Origin of the sequence: Paenibacillus residui, assembly GCF_042677205.1 — a bacterium.
GTDB lineage: Bacteria > Bacillota > Bacilli > Paenibacillales > NBRC-103111 > Paenibacillus_L > Paenibacillus_L residui.
Window position 1 is genome coordinate 1 of sequence record NZ_JBHTIU010000109.1, and the last position, 18,622, is coordinate 18,622.

The 18,622-nt window shown below is 50.0% G+C and carries 19 protein-coding genes; 18 read left to right on the top strand and 1 reads right to left on the bottom strand.

The window, feature by feature from the left end; translation table 11 throughout:
- The 8 genes from ACFQ03_RS25295 to pssA form a co-directional block, all read left to right on the top strand.
- On the top strand, positions 1–245 hold a 245-nt coding region (locus tag ACFQ03_RS25295), incomplete at its 5' end, for a hypothetical protein (protein WP_379291816.1).
- 350 nt (positions 246–595) lie between these two features.
- Complete coding sequence (locus ACFQ03_RS25300; RefSeq protein WP_379291818.1) at positions 596–1,057, top strand: CtsR family transcriptional regulator; 462 nt, start codon at positions 596–598, stop codon at positions 1,055–1,057.
- Between the two features lie 101 nt (positions 1,058–1,158).
- Positions 1,159–1,677 (top strand): hypothetical protein, encoded by a 519-nt coding sequence (locus ACFQ03_RS25305; protein ID WP_144936426.1) that lies wholly within the window; start codon positions 1,159–1,161, stop codon positions 1,675–1,677.
- A 19-nt stretch (positions 1,678–1,696) separates the two neighbouring features.
- On the top strand, positions 1,697–2,755 hold the full coding sequence (locus ACFQ03_RS25310) for a protein arginine kinase (RefSeq protein WP_379291820.1): 1,059 nt from the start codon (positions 1,697–1,699) through the stop codon (positions 2,753–2,755).
- Positions 2,756–2,805: 50 nt separating this feature from the next.
- Positions 2,806–5,253 carry an ATP-dependent protease ATP-binding subunit ClpC gene (clpC, locus tag ACFQ03_RS25315; RefSeq protein ID WP_144936432.1) on the top strand — a complete coding sequence of 816 codons (2,448 nt, stop codon included), beginning with the start codon at positions 2,806–2,808 and terminating at the stop codon, positions 5,251–5,253.
- Between the two features lie 217 nt (positions 5,254–5,470).
- A complete protein-coding gene (radA, locus tag ACFQ03_RS25320) occupies positions 5,471–6,838 on the top strand; it encodes a DNA repair protein RadA (protein WP_144936434.1) in 1,368 nt (455 codons plus the stop codon).
- A 29-nt stretch (positions 6,839–6,867) separates the two neighbouring features.
- Positions 6,868–7,947 (top strand): DNA integrity scanning diadenylate cyclase DisA, encoded by a 1,080-nt coding sequence (gene disA, locus ACFQ03_RS25325; RefSeq protein WP_150960537.1) that lies wholly within the window; start codon positions 6,868–6,870, stop codon positions 7,945–7,947.
- 50 nt (positions 7,948–7,997) lie between these two features.
- A complete protein-coding gene (pssA, locus tag ACFQ03_RS25330; protein ID WP_144936440.1) occupies positions 7,998–8,672 on the top strand; it encodes a CDP-diacylglycerol--serine O-phosphatidyltransferase in 675 nt (224 codons plus the stop codon).
- A gap of 110 nt (positions 8,673–8,782) precedes the next feature.
- Here the strand turns inward: pssA and ACFQ03_RS25335 are convergent, their stop codons facing one another.
- Positions 8,783–9,178, bottom strand: a complete 396-nt coding sequence (locus tag ACFQ03_RS25335; RefSeq protein ID WP_144936443.1) for a DUF1573 domain-containing protein — start codon at positions 9,176–9,178, stop codon at positions 8,783–8,785.
- Between the two features lie 175 nt (positions 9,179–9,353).
- Between ACFQ03_RS25335 and ACFQ03_RS25340 the strand changes: the two genes are divergently transcribed.
- The 10 genes from ACFQ03_RS25340 to sigH all read left to right on the top strand — a co-directional run bounded on the left by ACFQ03_RS25340 (position 9,354) and on the right by sigH (position 18,122).
- On the top strand, positions 9,354–10,442 hold the full coding sequence (locus tag ACFQ03_RS25340; protein WP_379291824.1) for a PIN/TRAM domain-containing protein: 1,089 nt from the start codon (positions 9,354–9,356) through the stop codon (positions 10,440–10,442).
- A 40-nt stretch (positions 10,443–10,482) separates the two neighbouring features.
- On the top strand, positions 10,483–11,187 hold the full coding sequence (gene ispD, locus ACFQ03_RS25345; RefSeq protein ID WP_144936449.1) for a 2-C-methyl-D-erythritol 4-phosphate cytidylyltransferase: 705 nt from the start codon (positions 10,483–10,485) through the stop codon (positions 11,185–11,187).
- Entirely contained in the window at positions 11,184–11,666 is a 483-nt protein-coding gene (gene ispF, locus ACFQ03_RS25350) for a 2-C-methyl-D-erythritol 2,4-cyclodiphosphate synthase (RefSeq protein WP_144936452.1), read from the top strand. Before ispD ends, ispF begins: the two co-directional genes overlap by 4 nt.
- 49 nt (positions 11,667–11,715) lie before the next feature.
- A complete protein-coding gene (gene gltX / locus ACFQ03_RS25355) occupies positions 11,716–13,173 on the top strand; it encodes a glutamate--tRNA ligase (protein WP_144936455.1) in 1,458 nt (485 codons plus the stop codon).
- Positions 13,174–13,565: 392 nt separating this feature from the next.
- Complete coding sequence (gene epsC / locus ACFQ03_RS25360) at positions 13,566–14,213, top strand: serine O-acetyltransferase EpsC (protein ID WP_150960549.1); 648 nt, start codon at positions 13,566–13,568, stop codon at positions 14,211–14,213.
- 2 nt (positions 14,214–14,215) lie between these two features.
- The gene (cysS, locus tag ACFQ03_RS25365; RefSeq protein WP_379291827.1) at positions 14,216–15,610 is read left to right on the top strand and encodes a cysteine--tRNA ligase; all 1,395 of its coding nucleotides are present in this window, start codon (positions 14,216–14,218) and stop codon (positions 15,608–15,610) included.
- 8 nt (positions 15,611–15,618) lie between these two features.
- Positions 15,619–16,077, top strand: coding sequence for a Mini-ribonuclease 3 (locus ACFQ03_RS25370; protein WP_379291829.1), 459 nt, complete (start codon positions 15,619–15,621; stop codon positions 16,075–16,077).
- Between the two features lies 1 nt (position 16,078).
- Positions 16,079–16,828 (top strand): 23S rRNA (guanosine(2251)-2'-O)-methyltransferase RlmB, encoded by a 750-nt coding sequence (gene rlmB, locus ACFQ03_RS25375; protein ID WP_379291831.1) that lies wholly within the window; start codon positions 16,079–16,081, stop codon positions 16,826–16,828.
- A 4-nt stretch (positions 16,829–16,832) separates the two neighbouring features.
- The gene (locus tag ACFQ03_RS25380; protein ID WP_144936467.1) at positions 16,833–17,348 is read left to right on the top strand and encodes an NYN domain-containing protein; all 516 of its coding nucleotides are present in this window, start codon (positions 16,833–16,835) and stop codon (positions 17,346–17,348) included.
- A gap of 126 nt (positions 17,349–17,474) precedes the next feature.
- Positions 17,475–18,122: an RNA polymerase sporulation sigma factor SigH gene (gene sigH, locus ACFQ03_RS25385; RefSeq protein ID WP_144936470.1), complete on the top strand. Its 648-nt coding sequence runs from the start codon at positions 17,475–17,477 to the stop codon at positions 18,120–18,122.
- Positions 18,123–18,622: the final 500 nt, after the last annotated feature.

Here is an 18,622-nt window from a genome sequence, read left to right on the forward strand (position 1 = left end):
GCCGACCTCGAAGTGATTCGAGAAGCATTTTCAGCCGGTGCGGAAGGACGTTGCCAAGCGGCTTTTTTTTGCCTGAATTTAACGTCATCTCTCCCGGAGGAGAGTATGCGGAATCTTTGAACGAAGAAAGCCAAGAAGCTGGCCCGGCCCAAGCAGTGGATTCCGATGCCGACCTCGAAGTGATTCGAGAAGCATTTTCAGCCGGTGCGGAAGGACGTTGCCAAGCGGTTATTTTTTTTGTTTAAAAATCCACGTCGTCTCTCCCGAAGGAGAGTATGCGGAATTTTTTATAAGAACCAAGCCTTGCGGGTATATTGCCGGCAGGGCTTTTTTTATTTTGCTTTTCACCGCCGCTTAACCGAAGAATTGACACTACAAACTGGCTCAAACTGCCAAAGTTTTGAATAAAACGAACATCACAAGCCAAAAATAAATAACATCTACTGAATGATTTGCACAAAAACTATTGGCAAATGATAAAAACATGCTATAATAAGTTTAAGGTCAAAGATAGTCAAAGTCAGTTTGACCTGTATGAAGCTTAACAAAATATATTTAAGAATGCTTATTATGTCAGAAGTGAGGGATGGAAGCAATGCGCAACGCCTCGGAAATCATCGAACAGTATTTAAAGCAAATCATGATGCAAAGTCCGAACGGCGTCATTGAAATCCAGCGAAACGAACTCGCTGAACGATTTGATTGTGTCCCTTCGCAAATTAATTATGTAATCAGTACACGATTTACGTTGGAGAAAGGATATATTGTCCAGAGCAAACGCGGCGGAGGGGGATACATTCGTATTCAGAAGGTGCCGTTAGGAACGCAAGGCCCGGTTTTGGACCATATTTTGCGAACCGTTATTGATTCCATTGACCAGACCACATCCGAAGGTCTTGTTTACCAGTTGGAAGAAGGGGGATTTATTTCCCGCAGGGAAGCCAAATTAATAAAAGCGGCCATTTCACGAGATGTATTAATGGTTAAACTGCCATTGAGGGATGAAATACGGGCTAAAATATTGAGGTCTATGCTGTTAGCCTTGTTAAGCAAATAATGCGTTAGGCTGTCCATGAGCTGCGAAGCAAAGATAAGTCGCTATACTTCACTTGCTTCTCATATACATTTAATCAGGGAAGCGTACAGGAGGGTTGAGCTATGAATTGCCAAGAATGCGGTAAAAGACCGGCGACACTTCATTTTACCAAAATTGTTAATGCGGAAAAGACAGAATTTCATCTTTGTGAAGCCTGCGCCAGGGAAAAAGGGGAGATGATTCCCGGAACACCTAACGGCTTTTCCATCCATAACCTGCTTTCCGGTCTGCTTGATTTCGATCCGTCCTCCCACAGCTCGCTAGGCAATAAACCGCAATCCATACGCTGCGAGGAATGCGGGTTAACCTATTCCCAGTTCAGCAAGCTCGGGAGATTTGGCTGCAGTTCCTGCTACCGGTATTTTTCGGAACGCCTCGATCCTTTGTTCAAAAGAGTGCATGGCAACACTTCGCACGTGGGTAAAGTCCCCAAAAGATCGGGAGGAATTATTAAGTATAAGCGGGAAATTGAAAATTTGAAGCAGGAGCTGTCCAAGAAGATTGAGTTTGAAGAATTCGAGCAAGCGGCCAGAATCCGGGATAAAATTCGGGATTTGGAAAGACGGATGGCTGAATTTTAAGAAACGAGGAGGAAATCGCATGCCTGGGCGTTACACAAGCGAAGCTTTAAGCGAATGGATGAAAGACAACGGACCGGATTCCGATATCGTGATTAGCAGCCGTATCCGGATTGCCCGCAATTTGCGCTCGTTTCCTTTTCCGATGCTGGCCACCAACCAACAATCCAGAGAAGTCATGGAGAAAATAGCGGCAGTTCTGTCCAATGAAGGGCTGACCGAAATTAGTGAACTGGATACGATGCATCTGGCTGACCTGAACGATTTGGAAAAGAGGGTTCTGGTCGAAAAGCATCTAATCAGTCCGAGTTTGGCGAATGAATCGCGTAACGGTGCCGTAATTCTGAGTAAAAATGAGTCGATCAGCATAATGGTCAACGAAGAGGATCACCTGCGCATCCAGGTTCTTTGTTCCGGATTTCAGATTAAAGAGGCTTGGGACCTGGCCAATCAATTGGACGATATTTTCGAAAGCCAGCTGGATTACGCCTATGATGAGAAGAGAGGATATTTAACCAGCTGCCCTACCAATGTCGGAACGGGGATCAGAGCGTCCGTCATGATTCATCTGCCTGCCCTCGTCCTTACTCAGCAGATCAACCGCATTCTGTCGGCGATTACCCAGGTAGGGTTGGCTGTAAGAGGGCTATATGGAGAAGGCAGCGAGGCAACAGGAAATCTGTTTCAAATCTCGAATCAAATAACATTGGGACAGAGCGAAGAGGAAATTATAGATAATTTGTACAGTGTGGTTCGACAGATTATCGAGCATGAGCGGGCTGCCAGAGTAAGGTTGATGGAGGAATCCAGACACCGTTTAAGCGACAGGGTGAACCGCTCCTATGGCATCTTGTCCCACGCCATCATCATGGATTCCAAAGAAGCTGCACAACGCTTGTCCGATGTCCGGTTGGGCATTGATCTGGGGATCATTAAACAACTATCGGCCCGGGTATTAAACGAGCTGATGGTCATGACTCAACCCGGATTTCTGCAGCAATATGCCGGACAGAAGCTTTCGCCGGAGGAAAGGGATATCCGCAGAGCCCAAATGATCAGAGAGCGTTTTAACCAAGCGTGATGTTCAACTGTTTATTCAATAGCATTAGAAATTATCTGGAGGTGTAGGATATGATGTTTGGCAGATTTACGGAACGTGCACAGAAGGTTCTGGCCTTGGCGCAAGAAGAAGCCGTCCGGCTGGGGCACAACAATATCGGCACGGAGCACATTCTGTTGGGGCTTATTCGTGAAGGGGAAGGCATAGCTGCCAAAGCCCTTGTAGCCCTGGGTCTTGGCCTGGAGAAAATTCAGGATGAGGTGGAATCGTTAATTGGACGCGGGCAGGAGCAGCCTACTAATTTCGCTTATACACCGCGGGCGAAGAAAGTGATCGAGCTGTCCATGGACGAGGCTCGCAAGCTGGGACATACTTATGTGGGCACAGAGCATATTCTGCTTGGATTAATTCGCGAAGGAGAAGGGGTTGCCGCCAGAGTTCTTAATAACCTGGGAATCTCTCTGAATAAAGCCCGTCAGCAAGTTCTGCAGCTTCTGGGGAGCAGTGAGGTGGTTTCGTCCAATCATGGTACTCCGGCAAATGTCAACACGCCAACGTTGGATAGTCTGGCCAGAGATCTGACTGCTATTGCCAAAGAAGGTAATCTGGACCCTGTTATCGGCCGGAATAAAGAAATTGAGCGCGTCATCCAAGTGCTGAGCCGCCGGACCAAGAACAATCCCGTTCTGATCGGGGAACCGGGGGTTGGTAAGACCGCCATCGCCGAAGGTCTGGCACAGAAAATAATCAACAACGAAATTCCGGAGACACTGCGTGACAAAAGAGTGATGACCCTGGATATGGGATCGGTCGTGGCAGGGACGAAATACCGGGGAGAATTTGAGGATCGTCTTAAGAAAATAATGGACGAAATCCGTCAAGCCGGCAACATCATTCTGTTTATTGACGAGCTCCACACTTTAATTGGTGCGGGAGGAGCCGAGGGAGCCATCGATGCTTCGAATATTCTAAAGCCGTCTTTGGCCCGGGGTGAATTGCAATGCATCGGGGCGACGACGCTAGATGAATATCGCAAATATATCGAGAAGGACGCCGCATTGGAAAGACGTTTCCAACCTATTACGGTGGATCAGCCTTCTCCTGAAGAAGCGATTCAAATTTTACACGGGTTGAGAGACCGGTACGAGGCGCATCATCGCGTGAAGATCCCCAATGAATCCATTGAAGCCGCGGTGAAATTGTCCGACCGGTACATCACGGATCGTTTCCTGCCGGATAAGGCGATCGATCTCATTGATGAAGCCGGTTCTAAAGTAAGGCTCCGCTCTTATACGGTACCGCCGAATTTGAAGGAGCTGGAGAGCAAGCTGGAGAATATCCGCAAGGAGAAGGACTCCGCAGTTCAAAGCCAAGAGTTCGAGAAAGCCGCTGCGCTGCGCGATACCGAGCAGAAGCTGCGGGAAGAGCTGGAAATTACCAAGAACGACTGGAAAGAGAAGCAGGGCAGAACCGATTCCGAGGTCACTCCGGAGGATATCGCCCAGGTTGTAGCCAGTTGGACGGGGATTCCGGTAAGCAAACTGAAGGAAGAGGAGACGGAGCGTCTGCTCCGGATGGAAGACATTCTTCATTCGCGTGTCATCGGCCAATCCGAAGCGGTCAAGGCGGTCAGCCGGGCCATTCGCAGAGCCCGTGCAGGGCTGAAGGACCCGAAGAGACCGATGGGCTCCTTCATCTTCCTGGGACCGACCGGGGTCGGAAAGACAGAGCTGGCAAGGGCGCTTGCCGAATCTCTATTCGGCGATGAGAATGCCGTCATACGCATCGATATGTCGGAGTATATGGAGAAGCACTCGACCTCCCGTCTGGTCGGAGCTCCTCCGGGATATGTCGGGTATGATGAAGGCGGACAGCTCACCGAGAAAGTACGCCGTAAGCCTTACTCCGTTGTACTGCTCGATGAGATTGAAAAGGCACATCCAGAAGTATTCAACATTCTGCTGCAGGTGCTGGAAGACGGCCGGTTGACCGATTCCAAGGGACGGACAGTCGATTTCCGCAATACCTTGATCATTATGACCTCGAACGTCGGTGCGGAAATGATTAAGAAAAACACTTCCCTCGGATTTACCGTTAGCCGGGATAACGACAAGGATTACAATAATATGAAGGACAAAGTGATGTCCGAGCTGAAGAAAAGCTTCCGTCCGGAATTCCTCAACCGGATCGACGAAATTATTGTATTCCACTCTCTGGATAAGGAGCACATTGCGCAAATTGTTACCCTGATGTCGGATGAACTGCGGAAGCGACTGAAGGAGCAGGAAGTCGACTTCGTTCTGACCGATGGGGCGAAAGAATTCCTGGCTAACGAAGGCTACGATCCGGCTTATGGAGCAAGACCGTTGCGCCGTGCCATCCAGAAGCATATTGAGGATCGTCTCTCGGAGGAATTGCTGAAAGGCAACATCTCCAAGGGAGATACCGTATCTATAGATGAAAAAGACGGGGAACTGATCGTAACCCGATCGAAGCCTGCAGGCGTGGCATCGGAATAAGGACGCTTTCGACATAGGCTAATGAGTTACCCGCGATGCTCAAGTTTGCATTTTCCCAAACGCCTCACTAATCGGCCTATGAGCCGTTAGTGAGGCTTTTTTTCGATGATTTAAAGAAGGAATAAGCAACGGACAGGGGAACACCGTTGAAGGACATTGCAGGACATGGTAAACTTTGATAGAATGTGTGTTTTTTTGAAGATAGGAGAAGGCTCCAATGGCTAAACAAAAGACGAAATTTTGCTGTCAGGAATGCGGTTACGAATCGGCCAAATGGCTGGGCAAATGCCCCGGATGCCAAGCCTGGAACAGCATGGTGGAAGAGATAGAGACGGTTATTAAAACACAGGGAATCGGTTCTTCTCTGCTCCAGACGAAAGAAAAGCCCGTTCCAATCATAGATATAGAAAGTACAAGGGAACCGCGGATAGACACCAACAACCGGGAACTGAATCGTGTGCTTGGAGGAGGGATTGTTCCGGGATCTCTTATTTTGGTAGGCGGAGACCCGGGGATAGGAAAGTCTACCTTACTGCTTCAGACTTCCTTCGCCTTAACCGCCAACAAGCTTCGCGTGCTATATATATCCGGAGAGGAGTCGGCCCGCCAAACCAAGCTAAGAGCGGACCGGCTTGCAGCCGCTTCTCCCGATCTGTACGTTCTCTGCGAAACTAACTTCGAACATATTCAGGCCGCCATTGATGAGGTTAAGCCTGATTTTCTAGTCATGGACTCCATTCAGACGGTTTATCACCCGGCTATTTCCTCAGCGCCTGGCAGTGTCGCTCAGGTACGCGAATGCACTGCGCACTTTATGCGTATAGCTAAGGTCAAAGGAATAGCGACTGTTCTTGTAGGCCATGTGACCAAAGAGGGAGCGATTGCCGGACCGCGACTTCTCGAACATATGGTCGATTGTGTGTTGTATTTTGAAGGGGAACGCCATCATACGTACAGACTTCTCAGGGCAGTGAAGAACCGGTTCGGTTCGACCAACGAAATCGGCATCTTCGAGATGTCTGAAGGCGGATTAACGGAAGTGAATAATCCATCAGAGTTATTTCTGTCCGAGCGGCCGGTAGGGGCTTCCGGCTCTGCCGTTGCGGCAAGCATGGAGGGGACCCGTCCCGTGCTTGTGGAGCTTCAGGCGCTCGTTGCCTCTACCAATTTTCCGTCGCCTCGAAGAATGTCGGCCGGCTTTGACCATAACCGGCTATCGCTCATTATTGCGGTATTGGAGAAGAGAATAGGACTGGTTCTGCAGAGTCAGGACGTTTATTTGAATGTAGCGGGAGGCGTAAAGCTGGATGAGCCGGCTGTCGATCTGGCGGCGGCCGTCAGCATTGCCTCGAGCTTCCGCGATTATCCCGTGGAACCGGACGTAGTCGTGTTCGGGGAGATCGGCCTGACCGGAGAGGTCAGAGGGGTTTCACGCATCGATCAACGGGTGAAGGAAGCTCAGAAGCTTGGATTTAAGAGAGTCATCATGCCGGAAAAAAGTCTGAAGGGCTGGACACCTCCAAGTCAAATGGATATCGTTGGAGTAACGACCGTCTCGGAAGCTTTGGCAGCGGCTATGCGATAGAAGGATCAATAGTGACTAGGGGGGCTAACATGGGTAAGGATGATACAAACCGGGATGTGATGAATCAGCTTCTGCAATTGGTGGCGCCCGGCACCTCTTTTCGCGATGGATTGGAGAATGTGCTGCGTGCCAATACAGGAGCATTAATTGTTGTTGGATATAGTCCCGAGGTTATGGAAATTGTAGACGGAGGCTTTTCGATCAATTGCGATTTCTCCCCGAATTTTCTTTATGAACTGGCCAAGATGGATGGGGCTATTATTCTCAGTGAAGATTTAAAAAGAATTTTATATGCCAACACGCAGTTGATTCCCGATTCCTCCATTCCATCGACGGAGACGGGGATCAGGCATCGGACGGCCGAAAGGGTAGCCAAGCAAACCGGCAAACTGGTCGTTTCCATCTCCCAGCGCAGGCGCGTCATCACACTCTACCAAGGAAATATGCGATATTCGCTTAAAGATATCGGCGTGATCCTGACGAAGGCCAACCAGGCTATTCAAACGCTGGAGAAGTACAAAGCGGTGCTGGATCAGGCGATGATAAATTTGGGAGCATCCGAATTTGAGGAAATGGTGACACTTTATGACGTGACCAACGTATTTCAAAGAGTGGGGATGGTACTCAAGGTCAAAGAAGAAATCAAGAAATATATCAACGAGCTGGGAACGGAGGGGCGGCTGATTCGCATGCAGCTCGAGGAACTGGTAGCTTATACCGAACAGGAATCGACGCTTCTGATCAGGGATTATTGCAAAGATTTGAGCGAAGAGAAGGTAAGAGACATCCGCACGGCTCTGCGCAAGCTGACCAGCGAAGAATTGCTCGATCACCAGCATCTTGCCCGCATTCTCGGCTACAGCATTACTAACACGACATTGGAAGAACAGGTGCAGCCCCGAGGGTTCCGGGTGCTTCATAAAATTCCTAGACTTCCTTCCCCCATTATTACCAATTTGGTAGAACAGTTCGAAAGTTTTTCCCACATTTTGACCGCGACGACGGAGCAATTAGATGAAGTAGACGGAATTGGAGAAGTGAGAGCCCGGGCGATCAAGGAAGGTCTGAAACGAATTCAAGGCCAGTTGTTTGTTGACAGACATATTTAATTCCCGTAAAATGTTTAAGATTAGGTGACTATTCTAAAGGTGGTCAAGGAATGATTAAAAAATCCCTTCCCAGTGTCTTTACGGTGTTGAACCTTTTCCTGGGAATTATCGCCATTATTCTAGTTTATACCGATAAGCCAAGCCTCGCGGCTGTTATGGTTATTATTGCTATGCTTATGGATGGTTTGGACGGCAGAGTCGCCAGGGCATTAAATGCTCAGAGCGAATTCGGCAAAGAACTAGATTCGTTATCAGATGTCATTTCATTCGGGGTAGCTCCCGCTTTTATTATGTATGTGGTTGCTTTCTCCGGCTTGAATCCACCTACCGCCTGGATCACAACAGCGCTGTTCCCTATTTGCGGAGCATTGAGGCTGGCCCGATTCAATGTGGTGGAGGGAATTCCGGGGTACTTCATCGGCCTGCCGATTCCTGCGGCCGGAGGAATTCTGTGTACACTGGCTTTGTTCCATCAGGAAATTCACCCTTATATTTTGGTAGCTTGTACGGTACTTCTGTCCTATTTAATGGTCAGCAATATCAAATACCCCAGCTTTAAGAAAGTGAATGTTCCGAAGCCGATCATTTGGTTAGCACCCTTGATCGTTATTGCCGCTACGGCAATAGCCTTTGCTTATCCCGGACCGTTATCCAAGCTTATATTCGTCCCGCTTGTGCTGTACGCTTTATATGGGACGCTTCAAAGCTTCAGGAAAAGACGCTAGCTGGCGGCGACAAGTAAATATCGAAAATAAAAAGCATTTATTTTCTGAAACTCAGGAAATAAATGCTTTTTTTATTTCTCTTCGAAAATTCCGATCGATAAGTGGAAATATTACGATAGATTAAAAAAACCGAGAGTCGAGCATTTCTTGGATTCGTCTGAGACGATTTCCTGCAAATCGATTTGAAGCAAATTGCACAGGGAAGCCGTGTAAAACAGATTCTTCCCCAGTTCTGCGCTAATAACCTCCAGACAATTTTCGCATAGCTGTCCTGCAATGTGAGTATCCAGAGTTTGACTGGCGTCCTTCAGAGACATCTCGGCCGAGTATTGCTGTTTCTTGGCATTGACCTCAATGCACCCGCATTCGGTTACGGCCTTCACGACGGAGCGGTGCACTGCGGCGTTGGATTGCTGGCATTTAGATAAAACATCAAGCAAACTTCGGTGTCGGAGCAACAATTCGGAGACTTGTTCCTGGAACTGCTTCAAATCGAGCGAGTTCATTCCATCCACCTCAATCAAGTTTAGTGTTTGGAAATCATTATAGCTTATTGGAGGATTGGTTTTCAATTTGAGAATAAGGGTGAGAGAACTCGAAAACCAAAGGTTTAGGGTGGAATGAATTGGAACATAATTACTACTAGAAAGAGAATTCATTATATTCGGAGGTGAAGCAGTAATGAAATTATGGATAGGAATTGTGGCGGCAATCATCGGTGGTATTATGGGATTCCAATGGAATCTGTACTTGGGTGAAGGCTCGCTTCCATGGTTGGAGTCCCTGACGGGTCAAGCACAGCTTAAAGGTCAGGTGTATTGGTTGGTAGGCTTGGGGGCAGCGGCCGGTTATATCTTGGCCGTACTGCTTAGATGGGGGGGAAGGAGGCTTCTTCAGCGAGAGGGTGAATCTCAGCAAATGCCCCTTACCGAGCTGTTAACCGGCATTGCCGGAATGATCGTCGGGTTGATCATTGCCGTTCTGCTGTTCCCTGCCCTGAATCGAATGACCGCCGGTGGAGGAAGCGTTCTGCCGATCGCAGTCACATTGTTGCTGGGAATCGGCGGGTTTCGTTGGGGGAGTTCGCAGACTGAAGAGTTCGCCTCTCTATTTTCCAAGATACGTTCTAGTCAAGGCCCCGCTGCGGAAGAACAGGTGATGGAAGAACATAAAATTTTAGATACCAGTGTCATTATTGACGGAAGGATAGCGGACATTTGTAAAACCGGCTTTATTGAAGGAATTCTTGTCATTCCCGAATTCGTGCTGGAGGAACTGCAGCATATTGCCGATTCTTCCGACCTGCTGAAGAGGAATCGCGGGCGCAGGGGATTGGACATTTTGAACAAGATTCAGAAAGAGCTGGAAGTGAAAGTGCTTATTTATGAGGGGGACTTCGAGGATATTTCGGAGGTCGACAGCAAACTGGTCCGGCTGGCCAAGCTGCTGAGGGGGAAAGTGATTACAAATGACTTCAATCTGAACAAAGTATGCGAGCTCCAGGGTGTATCTGTCCTCAATATTAACGATTTGGCTAATGCGGTTAAGCCTGTTGTGCTGCCGGGAGAAGAAATTATGATCCAAATCATCAAGGATGGCAAGGAATTCGGTCAAGGCGTCGCTTACCTGGATGACGGAACGATGATTGTTGTGGAAGGCGGCAGAGAATATATCGGAATGACGACGGAAGTGATGGTGACCAGCGTTCTGCAGACTTCTGCGGGGCGGATGATCTTTGCGAAGCCAAAATTGTTGGAAAAAGCTCAATAAAGCGTTATGATAGAGAGAAAAACAGGGCGCGGGGGAAGCTATGGGCAAGCAAGGAGTCATCATTGTCGCGGCAGGTACGGGTTCCCGAATGGGAACCGCCGAGAGCAAGCAATACTTGAAGCTGGGCGATAAACCGGTATTGGTTCATACGCTGCAGACTTTTCAACAAATAGAAGAGATTGATTCAATCGTTCTTGTAGTTGGACAAGCCGACCTGGAAAGGTGTCGGGATTATGTCGACCATTACGGGGTGACTAAGGTCAAGCGGATCGTCACGGGGGGAACTGAACGGCAGCATTCGGTCCTCCGGGGGCTCCGCGCAATGCCCGAGGCGGTCGAGTGGGTGCTGGTGCATGATGCGGTCCGCCCATTCGTGTCCCGGCAGGATATCCTGCGATGCCTGGCCAAAGCCAGGGAGACGGGAGCCGCTGTTCTGGCTGTTCCGGTGAAGGATACGATCAAAGTGGTCGGAGCGGACGGAGCGATAGAATCGACGCCGGATCGGCGAAGCTTGTGGGCGATTCAGACCCCGCAAGCTTTTCGTCTGTCTGCACTGATTCAGGCTCATGAGCAGGCCGCCGCCGCCGGTTTCGTCGGCACGGACGACGCCATGTTAATGGAGCGGGCGGGGCATTCCGTACATGTAGTGGAAGGCAGCTATACCAATATTAAAATTACGACACCCGAAGATATGGGGTGGGCGGAATGGTTCATACAATCGGGAAGAGGGGAGATGCAATCATGATTCGGGTTGGACATGGCTTCGACGTTCATCAGCTGGTCGCCGGACGCAAATGCATTATTGGGGGAGTAGACATTCCATATGAGAAAGGGCTGCTGGGGCATTCAGACGCGGATGTGCTGCTTCACGCCATTACCGACGCGGTCCTCGGGGCACTGGCGTTAGGCGATATTGGCAGGCACTTTCCGGACACGGATGAGGCCTACAAGGATGCGGACAGCTTGAAGCTGCTGAAGGATGTCTGGGCACTAGTGAAGGAGAGAGGCTATAGACTCGGCAACGTGGACGCCACATTGATCGCTCAGAAGCCCAAGATGGCACCTTATATTCCGCAGATGGTCAAGATTATTGCCGAGGCGCTGGAAGCGGATGAGGAACAGGTTAATGTCAAAGCCACTACGACCGAGCAGCTTGGCTTCACCGGAAGAGGGGAAGGAATAGCTGCACAATCTGTTGTTTGCCTGGTTAAAGATATGCTATGATAGCTCATAAATATTTTATGTTCTGATTCGATGAGAGGGGTTAACTTCAATGTCTGCTAATGTTCGTGTTCGCTATGCGCCTAGCCCGACCGGTCATCTGCACATCGGCGGCGCCAGAACCGCTTTATTCAATTATCTATACGCCCGCAGCAAGCAAGGACGGTTCATTATCCGGTTCGAGGATACGGACCAGACCCGGCATATCGAGTCCGGGGTGGAGAACCAGTTGAATGGTCTGCGCTGGCTTGGTATGGACTGGGATGAGAGCGTCGATCTCGGGGGCGATTACGGGCCTTACCGGCAGATGGAGCGTCTGCCGCTGTATCGTCCTTATATCGACCAATTGCTGGCGGATAAGAAGATTTATCACTGTTACTGCACTGAGGAGGAGCTGGAGCAGGAGCGGGCTGCCCAGGAGGCCCGCGGTGAGATGCCGCGATACTCGGGCAAATGCCGCCATCTGACCGAAGAACAGGCCGAGAAATATCGTGCGGAAGGCAGGAAGCCTACCCTTCGTTTCCGGGTTCCGGAGAATGAAGTCATCCGCTTCGAAGATGAAGTGCGCGGAACGGTCGAATTCGAGACCAACGGGATCGGCGACTTCATCATTGTTCGTCCTGACGGAATTCCGATGTATAACTTTGCCGTAGTGCTTGATGATCACTTAATGAACATTACTCATGTCATTCGCGGCGAAGAGCATCTGTCCAATACACCGCGCCAAATCATGCTCTACAGAGCATTGGGATGGGAGCCGCCGAGCTTCGCCCATCTTGCGCTCATCCTGAATCAGGACCGCAAGAAGATGAGCAAGCGCGACGAATCGATCATTCAGTTTATCGAGCAATATAGAGATTTGGGCTATTTGCCGGAGGCAGTCGTTAATTTCATCACCCTGCTCGGCTGGTCCCCAGGCGGCGAAGAGGAGATTTTCTCCATGGAGCAGTTGATTGAACAGTTCAGCCTGGACCGAATCTCCAAGAGTCCGGCCGTCTTCGATATGGATAAATTAAACTGGATGAACAATCATTATTTCAAAAAAGCCGACAAAGAGCGGATTGTCGAACTGACGCTGCCGCACCTTCAGAAAGCCGGCAAGCTGCCCGAGACGTTGAACGATTCGGAGAAGGAGTGGGCCTCTCAGCTCATCGGCCTGTATCAGGAGCAGATGAGATATGCTGCAGAGATTGTAGAACTGTCCGATCTGTTCTTCCGGGAGCATCTGGAATATGAGGGCGAGGCTAAAGAATTGCTTGCGGAGGAGCATGTGCCTGTCGTTTTGGCCGGCTTCGCTGAACAGGTAAGAAATGCCGAGGAATTCTCTCCGGATTCCGTTAAAGCCATGCTGAAACAGGTGCAGAAGGAGACAGGCTACAAAGGGAAACAGCTATTTATGTCGATTCGTGTCGCCCTGACCGGACAGATGCACGGGCCGGATCTGAATCAAACCATCTACTTAATTGGACGGGATAAGGTCTTGGACCGATTGCAGAAGCTATTGTCGTAATTCGGAACCTTTTGATATACTGAACTATAGTTTATATGAGTGAATGTGTTGATCAGGAGAGTACATTTGGAATGGGATTGCCAGAGAGGACATCCGGTGCCCGTAGAGGGCCGGCTGTAAGATGTCCATCCCTTCCCTATGGAAATGCGCCTGTGAACAGCACCATTGAGCTGCCTTTGGCGCAGGGTAGATGGTGCCGGGTGGTGCCCGATACCAAACCGGAAAGATGGGTCCTAAGCCGGAAGCCGTACGATGGCCGGCGTCAATGGGCCCAAGCAGAGTGGAACCGCGTGATCTTACGCCTCTGCAGCCTTGGCGCTGCAGAGTTTTTTTGTTTCATGGGGGATTGCGGCGACATTATTATTGTCGAATTGAGGAAGAAGGTGACTCCTTTGTTTCGTACGATCCGCTCGGATATTCAAGCGGTATTCGATAACGACCCGGCTGCGCGCAGTGTGTTGGAAGTGGTGCTGACCTATTCCGGCCTTCACGCCGTCTGGTTTCATAGAATAGCCCATTGGTTTTATAGGCGGAAATGGTTTATGCTGGCCCGGATGATCTCTCAATTTTCTAGATTTATGACCGGGATCGAGATCCACCCCGGGGCGAAAATTGGCCGGCGCTTGTTTATCGACCATGGAATGGGGGTTGTCATCGGGGAAACCTGTGAGATAGGGGACGATGTTATCCTTTATCAGGGAGTCACCCTTGGAGGAACAGGCAAGGAAAAAGGAAAGCGTCATCCGACCATCGGCAATCATGTTGTCGTCTCTTCCGGAGCCAAGGTTCTCGGCTCTTTTACGGTCGGCGACTACTCGATCATCGGTGCGAATGCCGTTGTGCTGTCCGAAGTGCCCCCGAATTGTACGGTAGTCGGAATTCCGGGCAAGGTCGTCAAGCGCGACGGAGTGCGTGTCAACCGGCTGGATCACGGCAATCTCCCTGATCCGGTGATCGATACCTGCAAGCAGCTGCAGCGGCAAATTGAGGAGCTGCGGGAACAATTGGAAGAACAGAAGAGAATGAATGGAGGAGCCTGACAATGGGATTGAAAATCTATAATACATTGACCAGAGCGAAGGAAACTTTCGTTCCGTTGAGCCCCGGCAAAGTGACAATGTATGTTTGCGGTCCGACGGTGTATGATTATATCCATATAGGCAATGCCCGCCCGCTGATCGTATTCGACACCGTTCGACGATATTTGGCTTATCTTGGATACGATGTTCAGTATGTCAGCAATTTTACCGATGTTGACGATAAACTGATCCGTAGAGCGGCAGAAACCGGCTCCACCGTACCGGAAGTGGCGGATAAATTTATAGAAGCCTTCATCGAGGATGCGAAAGCTCTAGGAGTGGAAGAAGCGCTGCACCCGCGAGTGACCGAAAACATTCCGGAAATTATCTCCTTTATTTCCGAGTTGGTAGAGCAGGGCTTCGCTTATGAGAGCGGGGGAGATGTTTATTTCCGCGTACACCGTTTCCCGGAATACGGAAAAGTGTCTCACCAGAATATCGAGGAGCTGCAATCCGGTATTCGGGTGGAAGTGGATGAGAGGAAGGAAGACCCTAAAGATTTCGTGTTATGGAAGCAGGCCAAGCCTGGCGAGATTTCCTGGCCCAGCCCTTGGGGCGACGGGCGTCCGGGATGGCATATCGAATGCTCCGCCATGGCCAGAAAATATTTGGGGGAAACGATCGACATCCATGGAGGCGGTCAGGACCTGCAGTTTCCGCATCATGAATGCGAGGTGGCCCAATCCGAGGCACTTCACGGCAAGCCCCTTGCCAACTATTGGATGCATAATGGCTACTTGAACATCAATAATGAGAAAATGTCGAAATCACTCGGCAACGGCCTGAATGTTCGGGAAATTTTGCAAACTGTCCGGCCGCAGGTGATCCGCTTCTTCATGCTGGCCACGCATTACCGCCACCCGTTGAATTACAGCGAGGACACTATTCGGCAGGCTGCCGCAGGGTTGGAGCGGATTGAAAATTGCCTGGCTAATCTCGACTACCGTCTTAAGGATGCCTCGGAGGGAGAGGTTGACGAAACGATAGCCGAGGCGGTCAAGAAGGCACATGCCGATTTTGTCGAGAAGATGAATGACGATTTCAATACGGCAGACGCTATAACCGTTATGTTCGACCTTGTTACGGAGACAAACCGGTATCTTCAGAAGGAACAAGTAACTCTAGCATCTCTGGAGCTGGTCAAGCAGCGGTTTGCAGAGATGAATCAAATCCTCGGGATCGTTCAAGAAAGGCAGGAAGAACTGCTGGATGAGGAAATCGAGCAGCTTATTCAAGAGCGGACGGAAGCGAGAGCGGCGAAAAATTGGTCCCGGGCCGATGAAATTCGGGATTTGCTGACGGAGAAGGGCATCATTCTCGAGGATACACCTCAAGGAATTCGCTGGCGCCGGAAATGAGTGATTCTATGACCAAACATTCATTGTTCCAATACCCCGGGGGGGCCGATCCCAAACTGATGAACCCGCTGGTTCTGGCGTATATCGGTGACGCCGTCTATGAGCTGGCGGTTCGTCAGCATCTTGCATCACGCGCCAATTTCCGCCCGAATCAGCTTCATAAGCAGGCGACCCGATATGTGTCGGCGAAGGCCCAAGCTCTGGCGCTGGAGCGATGGCAGCCTGTGCTGACGGAGGAAGAAGCCGATGTCGTCCGCCGGGGACGCAATGCGAAATCGGGCACGTCCCCCAAAAATACGGATATTCTTGTCTATCGTCACAGTACGGCGCTGGAATGTCTCGTTGGATACTTATATTGTCTTGGCAGAGAGGACAGGCTCTCTCAGCTCATTAATCTAAGCTTGGGCATGGAGGGCGGCGAGTCCCCTTCGACAGACGAGCTGCAGCATGACAGAAGGAGGGATTAGCTTGGAGGAATATATTGCGGGGAAGCACTCGGTGCTGGAGGCGATCCGTTCCGGCCGGACCATTCATAAAATATGGATTGCCGACAATGCCCAGAAGCACTACGTACAACCGATAATGGCGGAAGCCAAGGCCAATGGCATACTCGTGCAAACCGCCGCCAGGCGCAAGCTGGATCAATTGGTACCTAACGTGCAGAATCAGGGGGTTGTTGCACAGATTGCGGCGTATGACTATGCCAGTGTGGATGATATCTTGGACCTTGCGGCACGCAAGGGGCAGGCGCCATTGATCGTTATTCTGGACGAAATTGAAGATCCGCATAATTTGGGAGCCATCCTGAGAACGGCGGATTGTACCGGTGTGCATGGGATCATCATCCCCAAGCGCCGGGCCGTCGGACTGACCGCCACGGTGTCCAAAATATCGGCGGGGGCCGTTGAATATGTTCCGGTCGCCAAAGTGACCAACCTGGTCCAGACGATCGAAGAGTTAAAAGAGCGGGGAGTCTGGGTCGCCGGTGCGGACGGCTCCGCGGAACAGACGGTGTTCGAGGCGGATTTGACCATGCCGCTGGCCATCGTCATTGGGAATGAGAGCAAAGGGATTGGAAGGTTGGTAAGAGAACATTGCGACTTTCTGATCAAACTGCCGATGTTGGGCAGTATCTCTTCCTTGAACGCTTCGGTAGCGGCTTCCGTGCTCATGTACGAAGCGCTGCGTCAGAGAATCGGCCAATTATCCTCCGGTTGACGCTATGAACGAATACTTGATTGTAGACGGATATAATATTATCGGGGCCTGGCCCGAGCTGCAGAAGCTGAAAGACATTCAATTGGTGGAGGCTCGCGACCGTCTGATTGATATTCTGGCCGATTACCAGGCTTATTCGGGAATCCGGGTATATATCGTTTTTGACGCCCATCGGGTTCCCGGCCTGGCGGTGAAGACCGAACAGAGACGGCTGAAAATCTTCTATACGAAAGAAAAAGAGACCGCTGATGAGCTGATCGAAAGGCTGGTCAACGACCTGATAGGGAGAAGAAACAGGATTTATGTTGCCACCTCGGATATGGTGGAGCAGCATGTTATTTTCGGCAAAGGGGCGCTAAGAATTTCCGCCAGGGAGCTGCTGGTGAAGGTCAGACAGAGCCAGCAGGACATCGGCCGGGAGCTGGAGAAGACGGAGCGGGGCAAGCGGAATTCCTTCGATGCGGTCCTGACTCCTGAGATGAAACAGCTGTTCGAAAAATGGAGGAGAGGGGATTCTTAGCGCGTCATCCCCGGGAAAAGTCCATAATAACGGCTTTTTCTCATTGACGGTCATTAGGCCCTAATGTATACTTAACCTATCTCTGTTTAGAGAGATGCCGAATTGGCCAGGCCGGAGGGATTGTTCGTGAATGTTGACCTCAATGATTTGAGAAGCGATATCTATGAGCTCAAAAGCGACGAGGACAACGTCGAAGCGGTTCGTGATGGCAACAGTGGCGCACTGGAATATTTGATCAACAAGTACAAAAATTTTGTACGGGCGAAGGCCCGCTCTTACTTTTTGATTGGCGCTGACCGTGAAGACATTGTTCAGGAAGGCATGATCGGATTATACAAGGCGATTCGCGATTTCCGGGGAGACAAGCTGGCCTCGTTTAAAGCGTTTGCAGAATTATGCATTACCCGCCAAATTATTACCGCGATCAAAACCGCCACACGTCAGAAGCACATTCCGCTTAATTCTTATGTTTCGTTGGACAAGCCTATCTATGACGAAGATTCCGACCGGACGCTGCTGGACGTTATTTGCGGTTCCAGAGTAACCGATCCGGAGGAACTGATCATCAATCAGGAGGAATTCTTCGGACTGGAAGATAAGATGAGTGAAATTCTGAGCGAGCTGGAGCGCAGGGTGCTGATGCTCTATCTGGACGGACGCTCCTATCAGGAGATCGCGGTAGATCTGGATCGCCATGTGAAATCTATCGATAACGCTCTTCAACGGGTAAAGCGCAAGCTGGAGAAATACCTGGAAGTCAGGGACAATATGTAACGAATAGCTTTCTAGCCATGTTGGGCGGAAAGTTATTTTTTTACCCCGTTAGAAAGTGGCCGCCTCAATACCGGGTTATTCATCTTCAAGATGACCAAAGGTCATGCGAAAATCCTACGCAGTTTGGTTTTAACGGACCCCAGAGAACTTAATCGTACCAAAAGGGCCTTTCGGTAATTTTAACGGAACCAGATGACCTTATTCCCAAGAAATGTTCGCGGAAGTAGGAGAATTCTAGGCAATAAGCGCAACGGTGTCCGTTAGTCTAAAAAAAGCGCCTATTTTACGAAATAGGGTCTTCCAGTTCCGTTACGTTTTCGCTGTTGGACTTTTTACTGGTACAGTATCCTGTTGAACGCCTTTCCCACAATGAATCGATAGCCTCTATATGTAAATTTGTGCAGGTAAAATCAAGCGAATGGTAGAAAGTGATTAAAGTAAAATGGAAAACTGCATTTAGAATCGTTGTTTCTTGCTGAAATCGCCCGTTTTGCACAAAT